At 59.6% G+C, this 12,921-nt stretch carries 11 protein-coding genes; all 11 read right to left on the reverse strand.

The window, feature by feature from the left end; genetic code table 11:
* Window positions 1–3: 3 nt before the first annotated feature.
* Entirely contained in the window at window positions 4–2,034 is a 2,031-nt protein-coding gene (locus tag PDR5_RS28870; RefSeq protein ID WP_064600618.1) for a 2Fe-2S iron-sulfur cluster-binding protein, read from the reverse strand.
* A 38-nt stretch (window positions 2,035–2,072) separates the two neighbouring features.
* On the reverse strand, window positions 2,073–2,699 hold the full coding sequence (locus PDR5_RS28875) for a glutathione S-transferase family protein (RefSeq protein WP_064600620.1): 627 nt from the start codon (window positions 2,697–2,699) through the stop codon (window positions 2,073–2,075).
* 104 nt (window positions 2,700–2,803) lie between these two features.
* Window positions 2,804–3,730 carry a LysR family transcriptional regulator gene (locus PDR5_RS28880; protein ID WP_064600622.1) on the reverse strand — a complete coding sequence of 309 codons (927 nt, stop codon included), beginning with the start codon at window positions 3,728–3,730 and terminating at the stop codon, window positions 2,804–2,806.
* Window positions 3,731–3,804: 74 nt separating this feature from the next.
* Entirely contained in the window at window positions 3,805–5,637 is a 1,833-nt protein-coding gene (gene glmS, locus PDR5_RS28885) for a glutamine--fructose-6-phosphate transaminase (isomerizing) (RefSeq protein ID WP_064600624.1), read from the reverse strand.
* Window positions 5,638–5,639: 2 nt separating this feature from the next.
* Window positions 5,640–6,416: a DeoR/GlpR family DNA-binding transcription regulator gene (locus PDR5_RS28890; protein ID WP_064600626.1), complete on the reverse strand. Its 777-nt coding sequence runs from the start codon at window positions 6,414–6,416 to the stop codon at window positions 5,640–5,642.
* 130 nt (window positions 6,417–6,546) lie between these two features.
* Entirely contained in the window at window positions 6,547–7,914 is a 1,368-nt protein-coding gene (gene glmU / locus PDR5_RS28895; RefSeq protein ID WP_064600628.1) for a bifunctional UDP-N-acetylglucosamine diphosphorylase/glucosamine-1-phosphate N-acetyltransferase GlmU, read from the reverse strand.
* Window positions 7,915–8,032: 118 nt separating this feature from the next.
* Entirely contained in the window at window positions 8,033–8,458 is a 426-nt protein-coding gene (locus tag PDR5_RS28900) for a F0F1 ATP synthase subunit epsilon (protein WP_007954164.1), read from the reverse strand.
* Window positions 8,459–8,503: 45 nt separating this feature from the next.
* Entirely contained in the window at window positions 8,504–9,880 is a 1,377-nt protein-coding gene (gene atpD / locus PDR5_RS28905) for a F0F1 ATP synthase subunit beta (RefSeq protein ID WP_007954162.1), read from the reverse strand.
* Between the two features lie 27 nt (window positions 9,881–9,907).
* The gene (gene atpG, locus PDR5_RS28910; protein WP_007954161.1) at window positions 9,908–10,768 is read right to left on the reverse strand and encodes a F0F1 ATP synthase subunit gamma; all 861 of its coding nucleotides are present in this window, start codon (window positions 10,766–10,768) and stop codon (window positions 9,908–9,910) included.
* A gap of 50 nt (window positions 10,769–10,818) precedes the next feature.
* The gene (gene atpA / locus PDR5_RS28915) at window positions 10,819–12,363 is read right to left on the reverse strand and encodes a F0F1 ATP synthase subunit alpha (RefSeq protein ID WP_041073579.1); all 1,545 of its coding nucleotides are present in this window, start codon (window positions 12,361–12,363) and stop codon (window positions 10,819–10,821) included.
* Between the two features lie 21 nt (window positions 12,364–12,384).
* Window positions 12,385–12,921, reverse strand: a complete 537-nt coding sequence (locus tag PDR5_RS28920; protein ID WP_011336717.1) for a F0F1 ATP synthase subunit delta — start codon at window positions 12,919–12,921, stop codon at window positions 12,385–12,387.

Below are 12,921 nucleotides of genomic sequence, written 5' to 3' on the forward strand. Positions count from 1 at the left end.
CCGTTACAGATCCAGCACCAGCGGCTGGGCACTCTGCGCCGGCACCGCGCAGCAAATCAGCACCTGCCCCTCCTCCGGCACTTCTGCCGGAGGCTGTGGATAATTCACCGCGCCGCTGATCAGCCGCGTCCTGCAGGTGCCGCACGAACCCCCGCGACAACTGAATTCCGGACGCAAGCCGCGACTTTCCGCCAGCTCCAGCAAACTGCCGCCATCGGGCTGCCAGCGCGCTTCCTTGGCTGAACGTTCGAACACCACCGGCACCGACGTGGTCGCAGCCGGCGGTTGTTCCATCACGATCGCGTCCGGATCGGCCTGGCGCTTGAGGGTCGAAGGGCCGAAGGTTTCGGCATGGATCTGCCCGTCCCGCACATCCAGTTCGCGCAAGATGTCATAAATACCTTGGGTAAAACTGCCGGGACCGCAGAGCACGAAGTCGACCTGATCGAAGTCCTCGTCGGTCAGCAGATTGCGCAACAGATCGCCATCGATACGGCCACGCAGGTCGAAGTCTTTTCCTTCGACCAGATCGTCTTCCGGCTGACTTAGCACTCGCAACACTTTCACGGCATCACCGGCATCCTCCAGCAACCGATCCACCTCTGCTCGGAACGGCTGGTCGGCGAGGCTGCGGGAACTCTGAACAAACAGGGTCGGACGAATCCGCCGGGTCCGCAGGCCCTGATACACCACCTCACGCAGCATCGACAGCAGCGGCGTAATGCCGACGCCGGCCGCCAACAGCACCAGTGGACGACGCTCCAGCGCCGCGACCGTGAAATGCCCTTGAGGCAAGCGCGCCTCCAGCACATCGCCCACGCGAATCTGCTCATGCAGGTGCGTCGACACCCGGCCTTCGCGTTTCACGCTGATCCGGAAGAAATCATCCGACGGCGCGCCGGACAGGCTGTAGGTACGGATGTGCACCTCGCCATCGAGGGTGAACCGCAGCGGCAGATGCTGCCCGGCGAGAAACACCGGCAGTCCTGCGCCATCGTTCGGCTCCAGATAGATCGAGCGGATGTGACGGCTTTCCATTTCGACTTTTGCCACGCGCAATGGCCGCCAGCTGTCCCCCAATGCCTTGGCCTGCAATCGTGCATCGGCCTGGGCCCAGTTACCGGTCAGCAGGCTGGTGGGTGACATACCGTCGAAGCGCCAGCGAAGAGCCAGCGCTGCCGGACGCCGAACCAGTTTTTCCACCTCGAAAGTCCACAGCCGTTCGGCGCCCTGGAAGGCCTCGATCTGCGGCGCCTCGAGAATGATCTCGGTGCGACCGCTGAGCTGCAACACATCGCCTGTGGAAAAGTCGATGAACAGCAAGCCGGCCAAGGGATTGAGCAGCAGATTGCCCAGCGTGTTGAAGTGCAGGTTGCCGGCAAAATCAGGGATCGTCAGGCGATTACCCTCGATCCGCACAAAACCGGGCTGACCGCCGCGGTGGGAAACATCCACCGAACGCTCGCCATCAACATCGACATAACTGGCGACGAAGAAAGTATCAGCGCTTTCGATCAGCGCAATGGCGGCGTCGTCGAGGCTGTCACGATGTTCGGCTTTGCGGGTCTGCGGATCGGTCAGCGGCACCCGCTGAAACTGACGCAATTGAATGTATTGCGGGCAGTTGCCGAACGATTGATCCACCGTCAGACCGAACCCGTTCGCTTCGAGATTATCGATGTGGCCATTGAGCCGATTGCGCCGGCGGGTGTGCAGTTCGATCCCAAGCAGACCGATCGCTGCGCCAGCCTGTAACTGTGCAGGATCATCAGCAGCCGGCAGACTGGCGAACTGCAGTTGCGTCGGCTCGGGAGAGTGAGCAAAGCCCGGCTCCCCCTCCAGCACACTGGCCCAGGGGCGACCTTCGGCATCCACCGCGCCATACAGCATGAAGGGCAATTGCTCATAGAACTGACGGTGCTGATCCGGCATCCAGGTGCGAATCACCTTACGCCCGAATTCCGCCATGCGCTCAGCAACGCCGACATGGGCCTGCAACTGTTGCTCGCCAGCGTGCCACGGTGAACGTTCCATCACGGTCTCTCCCCTGCGCCATCGGCGTAGATTGAATGTCAGACGGTGGTTTGCAGGCCGGCAACGGTGCGCGGCATGCCGACAAAACCGGGCAGCGCCTCAATGCGCGAAAGCCAGGCGCGAACGTTAGCGTAGTCGTCCAGCGACACATTGCCTTCCGGTGCGTGGGCGATGTAGCTGTAGGCCGCCACGTCAGCGATGGTCGGCTCAGTACCTGCCAAATACGGGGTTTTGCCCAGTTCCAGGTCCATCACCTTGAGAAAATTATGCGCGCGGGTGATGACTTCCTCGGCGTTGAACTTCGCCCCGAACACCGTGATCAGGCGGGCGGCGGCAGGGCCGAAAGCAATCGGCCCGGCGGCTGCCGACAACCAGCGCTGCACATGCGCGGCGCCGACCGGATCGCTTGGCAGCCAGCGACCATTACCGTATTTCTGTGCCAGATAGACGAGGATCGCGTTGGAGTCGGCCAGCACCACGCCGTTGTCATCAATGGCCGGTACTTGCCCGAAGCTGTTGATCGCCAGGTAGCCGGGCTGTTTGTGCTCGCCTTTGGCCAGATCGACAAAGATCAGCTCGGTCGGCAGTTGCAACAGTGACAACATCAGTTCGACGCGATGGGCGTGGCCGGAACGCGGGAAGTTGTAGAGTTTGATCGCTTGCATGGTCGACTCCGCTGGATGATGGCGCCGTTCAGGGTGGACGGCGGCCGTGGGAGCCATATTCCCTTGATCGCGAAAGCAATAGAATCACCAGCAAACGCAAACCATTATTTCTCTGGATGAAATAACGCGGCGTTTTTCAGCGCCGGATGCTCGCGCAACGCCTGCACGATAAAGTCGACAAAGCTGCGTATCCGCGCCGGCGCCTTGCGCCCGCCCTGATACACCACATGGATCGGCAAAGCAGGCAGTTCAAACTCGGCGAGCACGATTTCCAGTTCACCGGAGGCGACCTTGCTGGCCACCTGATAAGACAGCACCCGGGTCAGACCCAGGCCCAGCGACGCCGCCGTGATCGCAGCCTGATTGGCGGTGACCACCAGACGCGGTTCCGGTTTTACGCCGATGAGTTCACCGTGTTCCATGAATGGCCAACTGCGCTGTTGACCGATGGCCGATGTCGCCACCACCGGCGCCCCGGCCAAGGCCTGTGGATGATTCGGCCGGCCATGAATCGCAAAGTACTCCGGCGAACCACAAATCACCCGCCGTACCTCACCGACCCGGATCGCATGCTGATTGCTGTCCGGCAACTCGCCGATACGCACCGCGACGTCGATGCCCTCCTCGACCATGTTCACCACCCGGTCGAGCAACAGGGCATTGATGGAAACGTCCGGGTATTGCGTCAGATAACGCGCCATCACCGGCGTGACAAACAGCTCGCCGAATAAAACAGGCGCCGTCACCGTCAACTGCCCACGCGGCTGGGTATGACTGCCGGCAGCGGAATCCTCCGCTTCCTGCACCTCCGCGAGAATTCTCCGACAGTCTTCCAGGAAACGCAGACCGGCTTCGCTCAAATGCACGTTGCGGGTAGTACGGATCAACAACTGCGTGCCGATCCGCTGCTCCAGCGCGGCCACCGCCCGGGTCACGCTCGCCGCCGACAGACCCAGACGCCGCGCAGCAGCGGAAAAGCCCTGTTCCTGGGCGACGATGGCGAATACCTGCATTTCCTGGAAGCGATCCATGGTGCCCTCGATCCGGATAAAAAAATCGCAGCCGAAGCTGCGATTTTATTGGGGGGTGATCAACTGTGGATAACTTATTCCACCGTCACCGACTTCGCCAGGTTACGCGGCTGATCCACGTCCGTGCCCTTGAGCACCGCAACGTAGTACGACAGCAGTTGCAGCGGAATGGTGTAGAGGATCGGCGACAGGATGTCGTGGATGTGCGGCATCTGCACTACGTGTGTGCCTTCGCCGTTGGTCATCCCGGCCTTTTCGTCGGCGAACACGACCAGTTCGCCACCGCGGGCGCGGACTTCCTGCAGGTTGGACTTCAGTTTCTCCAGCAGTTCGTTGTTCGGTGCGACGGTCACCACCGGCATGTCGTTATCCACAAGCGCCAGCGGGCCATGCTTCAGTTCGCCGGCCGGATAAGCTTCAGCGTGGATGTACGAGATTTCCTTGAGCTTCAAGGCCCCTTCCATCGCCACCGGGAATTGCGCGCCACGGCCCAGGAACAGGGTGTGGTTCTTCTCGGCGAACAGCTCTGCGATTTTTTCCACGGTGCTGTCCATCGCCAGGGCTTCGCCCAGACGGGTTGGCAGGCGACGCAGTTCTTCGACCAGCGTGGCTTCAACGCCTTTGCCCAAAGTACCGCGCACCTGACCCAGAGACAGGGTCAGCAGCAGCAGACCGACCAACTGCGTAGTGAAGGCCTTGGTCGAGGCCACGCCGATTTCACGACCAGCCTGGGTCAGCAGGGTCAGGTCGGACTCGCGCACCAGCGAACTGATGCCGACGTTGCAGATCGCCAGACTGGCGAGGAAGCCCAGTTCCTTGGCGTTGCGCAGGGCGGCCAGGGTGTCGGCGGTTTCGCCGGACTGGGAGATGGTGACGAACAGGGTGTCCGGCTGCACCACCACCTTGCGGTAGCGGAACTCGCTGGCGACTTCGACCTGGCACGGAATGCCAGCCAGCTCTTCGAGCCAGTAACGGGCAACCATGCCGGCGTGATAGCTGGTGCCACACGCCACGATCTGCACGTTGCGCACTTTGGCGAACAATTCAGCAGCTTGTGGACCGAAAGCCTGCACCAGCACCTGATCCGCACTCAATCGACCTTCCAGAGTGCGCTGCACCACGGACGGCTGCTCGTGGATTTCCTTGAGCATGTAGTGACGGAACTCGCCTTTGTCGGCGGCTTCGGCGCCATCGGTGTACTGGACGGTCTGGCGCTCGACGGCTTTGCCGGTCACGTCCCAGATCTGCACCTTGTCGCGCTGGATTTCGGCGATATCGCCCTCTTCCAGGTACATGAAACGGTCGGTGACCTGACGCAGGGCCAGTTGATCGGAAGCGAGGAAGTTTTCGCCCAGGCCCAGACCGATCACCAGCGGGCTGCCGCTGCGAGCAGCAACGAGTCGATCCGGTTGCTTTGCGTGGATAACCGCCAGACCGTAAGCGCCATGCAGCTCCTTGACCGCAGCCTTCAGCGCGTCGGCGAGGTCTGGCAACGACTTGAGTTTTTCGGTCAGCAGGTGAGCGATGACTTCGGTGTCGGTGTCCGAGGTGAACACGTAGCCCAGTGCCCTCAGCTGTTCACGCAGCGCCTCATGGTTTTCGATGATGCCGTTGTGCACGACAGCGACGTCACCGGAGAAATGCGGGTGGGCATTGCGCTCGCTCGGCGCACCGTGGGTAGCCCAGCGGGTGTGGGCAATACCGAGACGGCCAACCAGCGGATGTTCGGCCAGCGCCGCGTCGAGTTCGCTGACCTTGCCCACACGACGAGTGCGTTCCAGAATGCCGTCATTGGTGTACACCGCCACACCGGCACTGTCATAGCCCCGGTATTCGAGGCGCTTGAGGCCTTCGACCAGAATGGCGGTGATGTTACGTTCAGCTACCGCGCCGACGATTCCACACATGCTTATTTCTCCTGACTGACAGTCGCGCAAATCAAGTTGATACCGCGAGCCTGAATCTGATCGCGCGCATCCAGGGACAGGCGATCATCGGTAATTAGGGTATGGACGCTGCTCCATGGCAGCTCCAGGTTGGGAATTTTGCGGCCGATCTTGTCGGCCTCGACCATCACGATCACTTCCCGCGCCACTTCCGCCATCACCCGGCTCAGGCCGAGCAATTCATTGAAGGTGGTGGTGCCACGCACCAGGTCGATGCCATCGGCACCGATAAACAATTGGTCGAAGTCGTAAGAGCGTAGTACCTGCTCGGCGACCTGGCCCTGAAAGGATTCCGAGTGCGGATCCCAGGTGCCGCCGGTCATCAGCAGCACAGGCTCGTGCTCGAGTTCACTCAGGGCGTTGGCCACGTGCAGGGAGTTGGTCATGACCACCAGGCCTGGCTGCTGGCCGAGTTCGGGAATCATCGCGGCGGTGGTGCTGCCGCTGTCGATGATGATGCGGGCGTGCTCGCGGATGCGTGTGACGGCGGCGCGGGCAATCGCCTGTTTGTATTTGGAAACGTTTTGACTGACGTCCGCCACCAGTTCCTGGGGCATGGTGATCGCGCCACCATAGCGACGCAGCAGCAAGCCATGACTTTCCAGAGCGGCGAGATCCTTGCGAATCGTAACTTCCGAAGTTTCGAAGCGCTTGGCCAGTTCATCCACACTCACCTCGCCCTGCTCATTGAGCAAAGCCAGAATGTTGTGACGGCGCTGAGGTGTGTTGCGTTTCGACATGGCTGATTAAGTTTCGATTCGAAAGATAACGGAAGCAATCAAAACCTATCAGCTGCGAATCGTCAAGCCGGCGCCCCAAAAAAAAGACCGCTGGCAGCGGTCATTTTTTAATTTGAGCATTGTGGATAACTCAGTTCTTCTTGATCTTCTCCGGCCGCTTCCAGCCATCGATGTTCTTCTGGCGTGCGCGGCCGACAGCCAATTGCGCGTTATCCACATTCTGGGTGATGGTCGAACCGGCAGCGGTGGTTGCACCGGCAGAGATATCCACAGGCGCCACCAGCGAATTGTTCGAACCGATGAACACGTCTTCACCCAACACGGTTTTCCACTTGTTGGCGCCGTCGTAGTTGCAAGTGATGGTGCCGGCGCCGATGTTGGTACGCGCACCTATCTCGGCATCGCCCAGGTAAGTCAGGTGCCCGGCCTTGGCGCCTTCGCCCATGCGCGCGTTTTTCAGTTCAACGAAGTTACCCACATGGGCGCGGGCCTCCAGCACAGTGCCCGGACGCAGGCGGGCAAACGGGCCGGCATCGCTGCCTTCGCCCAGCACCGCGCCTTCGATGTGGCTGTTGGCCTTGACCACTACGCCTTTGCGCAGGGTGCTGTCCTTGATCACGCAGTTCGGGCCGATGACCACATCGTCCTCTATGACAACCTTGCCTTCGAGAATCACGTTGATGTCGATCAGCACATCGCGACCGACGGTCACTTCGCCTCGCACATCGAAACGGGCCGGGTCGCGCAGGGTGACACCCTGAGCCATCAGGCGACGACCGGCGCGCAGCTGGTAATGACGCTCCAGCTCGGAGAGCTGTTTGCGATCATTGGCGCCCTGCACTTCCATCGGATCGTGAGGTTGTTCGGTGGCGACGGTCAGGCCATCGCTGACCGCCATCTCGATCACGTCGGTCAGGTAGTACTCGCCCTGAGCGTTGTTGTTCGACAGGCGACTCATCCAGTCCGCCAGACGATTAGCCGGCACTGCCAGGATGCCGGTGTTGCCTTCAGTGATCGCCCGTTGCGCTTCGCTGGCGTCCTTGTGTTCGACGATGGCGGCAACCTTGCCGTCGGCATCGCGCACGATGCGGCCATAACCGGTCGGATCGTCCAGCTCGACGGTGAGCAAGCCCATCTGCCCGGGTACAACGTGCTTGAGCAGACGTTGCAGGGTCTCGACTTCGATCAACGGCACATCGCCGTAGAGAATCAGTACGGTATCGGCGGTGATGAAAGGAACAGCCTGGGCCGTGGCGTGGCCGGTTCCCAGCTGCTTGTCCTGCAATACGAAATTCAGATCGTCAGCGGCCAGACGCTCGCGCACTACATCGGCGCCGTGGCCGATGACGACATGAATGCGCTGTGGATCAAGTTGACGGGCGCTGTGGATAACATGGCCAAGCATGGAATCGCCGGCAATCGGATGCAGCACTTTTGGCAGCGCGGAACGCATGCGGGTGCCTTGACCGGCCGCGAGGATAACGATTTCAAGAGACATGACTGGCTACCAATCCTGGGTGGTCAGCAACTGCGACCGGGTTTGTAGAGTTCTGAAAAGAAAAAAGGGTAGCCGAGGCTACCCTTTTTTATCAATCGCACAACAAGTGGCTGACGGATCAACCGCCAAACTTCTTGCGGATCTGCTGGACGGTGCGCAGCTGAGCTGCAGCCTCGGCCAGACGTGCGGACGCAGCTCCGTAGTCGAAATCTGCGCTCTTCTCATGCAGAGCAGCTTCGGCAGCCTTGAGAGCTGCTTGAGCCTGAGCTTCATCCAGGTCGGCGGCACGTTGCACGGTATCGGCAAGCACCTTGACCATGTTCGGCTGAACCTCGAGGAAACCACCGGAGATGTAGAACACCTCGGCTTCCCCGCCTTGCTTGATCAGGCGGATCGGACCTGGCTTCAGATTAGTGATCAGCGGCGCGTGGCCCAGAGCGATACCAAGATCACCCAGAGCACCGTGCGCAATCACCATCTCGACCAGGCCGGAAAAGATTTCTCCTTCCGCGCTGACGATGTCGCAATGGACTGTCATAGCCATCTGATTGCCTCAACCTAAATTAGCGCCCGTTGCCGGGCGCCTGGATTACAGTTTCTTGGCTTTCTCGATCGCTTCTTCGATGCCGCCGACCATGTAGAACGCTTGTTCTGGCAGGTGGTCGTAGTCACCGTTGAGGATGCCTTTGAAGCCAGCAATGGTGTCTTTCAGGGAAACGTATTTACCCGAAGCACCGGTGAAGACTTCAGCCACGAAGAACGGCTGCGACAAGAAGCGCTGGATCTTACGAGCACGGTTTACCAACTGCTTGTCGGCTTCCGACAGCTCGTCCATACCCAGGATCGCGATGATGTCCTTCAGCTCTTTGTAACGCTGCAGCACGTACTGAACACCACGAGCGGTCTCGTAGTGATCGTTGCCGATCACGTTCGGGTCCAGCTGACGCGAAGTCGAGTCCAGTGGGTCTACCGCCGGGTAGATACCCAGGGAAGCGATGTCACGGGACAGAACGACGGTGGCGTCCAGGTGAGCAAACGTGGTCGCTGGCGACGGGTCAGTCAAGTCGTCCGCTGGTACGTATACGGCCTGGATCGAAGTAATCGAACCTTGCTTGGTCGAAGTGATGCGCTCTTGCAGCACGCCCATCTCTTCAGCCAGGGTCGGCTGGTAACCTACTGCCGAAGGCATACGGCCCAGCAGTGCGGATACTTCGGTACCGGCCAGGGTGTAACGATAGATGTTGTCGACGAACAGCAGAACGTCGTTACCTTCGTCACGGAACTTCTCGGCCATGGTCAGACCGGTCAGCGCTACGCGCAGACGGTTTCCCGGTGGCTCGTTCATTTGACCGTAGACCAGGGCTACCTTGTCGAGAACGTTGGAGTCCTTCATCTCGTGGTAGAAGTCGTTACCCTCACGAGTACGCTCACCCACACCGGCGAACACGGAATAACCGCTGTGCTCGATGGCGATGTTACGGATCAGTTCCATCATGTTTACGGTCTTGCCTACACCGGCACCACCGAACAGACCGACTTTACCGCCCTTGGCGAACGGGCAAACCAGGTCGATAACCTTGATGCCTGTTTCCAGCAGCTCGTTGCCACCGGCCTGTTCAGCGAAGGAAGGAGCGGCGCGGTGGATACCCCAGCGCTCTTCTTCGCCGATCGGGCCAGCTTCGTCGATCGGGTTGCCCAGTACGTCCATGATCCGGCCCAGAGTCGCTTTACCGACCGGTACGGAGATGGCTGCGCCAGTGTTGTTGACGTCCAGACCGCGCTTCAAGCCTTCGGTGGAGCCCATCGCAATGGTACGAACCACGCCGTCGCCCAGCTGCTGCTGAACTTCCAGAGTGGTTTCGGCGCCTTGAACCTTCAAGGCGTCGTAGATGCTCGGTACGCTGTCGCGTGGGAATTCCACGTCGATAACGGCGCCGATGATTTGAACGATACGTCCGCTACTCATAGCTGGATCCTCTGAATATTTGAACCGTTAAACCGCGGCAGCGCCGCCGACGATTTCCGAGATCTCTTGGGTGATCGCAGCCTGACGCGCCTTGTTGTAGATCAGCTGCAAATCGCTGATCAAATCACCGGCGTTGTCGGTAGCGTTCTTCATCGCGATCATCCGCGCAGCCTGTTCAGCCGCGTTGTTCTCGACCACCGCCTGGTACACCTGCGACTCCACGTAACGCACCATCAAGCCGTCAAGCAGCTCTTTGGCGTCTGGTTCGTAGAGGTAGTCCCAGTGGTGCTTGAGTTCTTGATCCGGGGTCGCCACCAATGGAATCAACTGCTCCACGGTAGGCTGTTGCGTCATGGTGTTGATGAACTTGTTGGATACCACGGACAGGCGGTCAATACGGCCGTCCAGGTAGGCATCCAGCATCACCTTGACGCTGCCGATCAGATCATTGATCGACGGCTCTTCACCCAGGTGGCTGATAGCTGCAACGACGTTACCGCCGAAGTTGCGGAAAAAGGCCGCACCCTTGCTACCAACGACACACAGATCGATCTCGACGCCGTTTTCGCGGTTTACCGCCATGTCCTTGACCAGGGCCTTGAACAGGTTGGTGTTCAAGCCGCCGCACAGACCACGGTCACTGCTCACCACGACATAACCGACGCGCTTTACTTCGCGATCGATCATGAACGGGTGGCGGTATTCCGGGTTGGCGTTGGCCAGATGCCCAATTACCTGGCGGATACGCTCCGCATAAGGACGGCTAGCAGCCATGCGCATTTGTGCCTTGCGCATTTTGCTGACCGCCACTTTTTCCATGGCGCTGGTAATTTTTTGCGTGCTTTTGATGCTCGCAATCTTACTGCGAATCTCTTTTGCGCCTGCCATGTAACACCTATCAGGTTAGCAAGCGGGAGCCTTGCGGCTCCCGCTGCGGCTTACCAGGTTTGGGTGGCCTTGAACTTCTCGATACCAGCCTTCAGGCCAGCGTCGATTTCGTCATTGAAGTCACCTTTAACGTTGATCTTGGCCATCAAATCGGCGTGATCGCGGTTGAAGAAAGCGATCAGCGCTTGTTCGAAGCTGCCGATCTTGGCGATTTCAATGTCAGTCAGGAACCCACGCTCAGCGGCATACAGCGACAGCGCCATGTCAGCGATCGACATCGGTGCGTATTGCTTCTGCTTCATCAGCTCGGTAACGCGCTGACCATGCTCAAGTTGCTTACGGGTCGCTTCGTCCAGGTCAGAAGCGAACTGGGCGAATGCCGCCAGTTCACGGTACTGAGCCAGAGCGGTACGGATACCACCGGACAGCTTCTTGATGATCTTGGTCTGAGCGGCACCACCCACACGGGATACCGAAACACCGGCGTTCACTGCAGGGCGGATGCCCGAGTTGAACATGGCCGATTCCAGGAAGATCTGACCGTCGGTGATGGAAATCACGTTGGTCGGAACGAACGCGGAAACGTCGCCAGCCTGGGTTTCGATGATCGGCAGTGCGGTCAGGGAACCGGTTTTGCCGGTCACTGCGCCGTTGGTGAACTTCTCTACGTACTCTTCCGAAACGCGGGATGCACGCTCCAGCAGACGGGAGTGGAGATAGAACACGTCGCCTGGGTAAGCTTCACGGCCTGGTGGACGGCGCAGCAGCAGGGAAATCTGGCGGTAAGCCACTGCTTGCTTGGACAGATCGTCATAAACGATCAGCGCGTCTTCACCGCGGTCGCGGAAGAATTCACCCATGGTGCAACCGGAGTACGGAGCCAGGAATTGCAGTGCTGCAGATTCCGAAGCGCTCGCAGCAACGATGATGGTGTTAGCCAGTGCACCGTTTTCTTCCAGCTTGCGAACCACGTTGGCGATGGTCGATTGCTTCTGACCGATTGCCACGTAGACGCAGAAAATGCCGCTGTCTTTCTGGTTGATGATCGCGTCGATCGCCAGAGCGGTTTTACCGATCTGACGGTCACCGATGATCAGCTCACGCTGGCCACGGCCGACAGGGATCATGGCATCGACAGCCTTGTAGCCAGTCTGTACAGGCTGGTCTACCGACTTACGCCAGATCACGCCCGGAGCAACTTTCTCGACCGCGTCGGTCTCGGTGTTGCCCAGTGGACCTTTGCCGTCAACAGGGTTACCCAGTGCGTCGACAACGCGACCCAGCAGTTCCTTGCCAACCGGAACTTCGAGGATGCGGCCGGTGCACTTGGCGCTCATGCCTTCAGCCAGACTGGTGTACGCGCCCAGTACAACGGCACCTACGGAGTCTTGCTCCAGGTTGAGGGCCATACCGTAGACGCCGCCCGGAAACTCGATCATCTCGCCGTACATGACGTCGGCCAGACCGTGAATCCGCACGATACCGTCAGATACGCTGACGACAGTGCCTTCGTTACGGGCTTGGGAGGTCACATCGAGCTTTTCGATGCGGCCCTTGATAATTTCACTTATTTCGGAAGGATTGAGTTGCTGCATTGCTCTGCTGCCCCTTCAAACTCAAGATTTCAATGCTTCGGCAAGTTTCGCGATTTTGCCGCGAATCGAGCCATCGATAACCAGGTCGCCGGCGCGGATGACCACCCCCCCGATAAGGGAGCTGTCTTCCTCGACTTGCAGGCGCACTTCCCGGTTGAGTCGTGCACTGAGAACCTTGGCGAGTTTGTCTTGCTGTTCTTGGTTCAATGCAAAAGCACTGGTCACTTCAACGTCTACCGATTTCTCTTGCTCGGCCTTGTACAGGTCGAACAGAGCGGCGATCTCCGGCAGAAGCGGGAGACGGTCGTTTTCGGCAACGACATTGATGAAGTTCTGTGCCTTGGCATCAAACTTGTCGCCGCACACGTCAATGAACGTGGCGGCCTTTTCTGCGCTCGTCAGTCGCGGGGCCTTGAGCACGCGCTGCATGGTGTCGTCTTGCGACACCGCTGCTGCCAGGCCGAGCATGGCTGACCAATTGGCCAGTTGCTGGTGGGCCTGAGCGTGCTCGAAGGCCGCCTTAGCGTAAGGTCGGGCCAACGTGGTCAGTTCTGCCAT

Origin of the sequence: Pseudomonas sp. DR 5-09, assembly GCF_001655595.1 — a bacterium.
Classification (GTDB): domain Bacteria; phylum Pseudomonadota; class Gammaproteobacteria; order Pseudomonadales; family Pseudomonadaceae; genus Aquipseudomonas; species Aquipseudomonas pharyngis.

Bases quoted from the DNA above. Each gene is read 5' to 3' on its own strand.
- PDR5_RS28870 (WP_064600618.1), bottom strand. From the start codon at position 2,034: ATGGAACGTTCACCGTGGCACGCTGGCGAGCAACAGTTGCAGGCCCAT.
- PDR5_RS28875 (WP_064600620.1), bottom strand. From the start codon at position 2,699: ATGCAAGCGATCAAACTCTACAACTTCCCGCGTTCCGGCCACGCCCAT.
- PDR5_RS28880 (WP_064600622.1), bottom strand. From the start codon at position 3,730: ATGGATCGCTTCCAGGAAATGCAGGTATTCGCCATCGTCGCCCAGGAA.
- glmS (WP_064600624.1), bottom strand. From the start codon at position 5,637: ATGTGTGGAATCGTCGGCGCGGTAGCTGAACGTAACATCACCGCCATT.
- PDR5_RS28890 (WP_064600626.1), bottom strand. From the start codon at position 6,416: ATGTCGAAACGCAACACACCTCAGCGCCGTCACAACATTCTGGCTTTG.
- glmU (WP_064600628.1), bottom strand. From the start codon at position 7,914: ATGTCTCTTGAAATCGTTATCCTCGCGGCCGGTCAAGGCACCCGCATG.
- PDR5_RS28900 (WP_007954164.1), bottom strand. From the start codon at position 8,458: ATGGCTATGACAGTCCATTGCGACATCGTCAGCGCGGAAGGAGAAATC.
- atpD (WP_007954162.1), bottom strand. From the start codon at position 9,880: ATGAGTAGCGGACGTATCGTTCAAATCATCGGCGCCGTTATCGACGTG.
- atpG (WP_007954161.1), bottom strand. From the start codon at position 10,768: ATGGCAGGCGCAAAAGAGATTCGCAGTAAGATTGCGAGCATCAAAAGC.
- atpA (WP_041073579.1), bottom strand. From the start codon at position 12,363: ATGCAGCAACTCAATCCTTCCGAAATAAGTGAAATTATCAAGGGCCGC.
- PDR5_RS28920 (WP_011336717.1), bottom strand. From the start codon at position 12,921: ATGGCAGAACTGACCACGTTGGCCCGACCTTACGCTAAGGCGGCCTTC.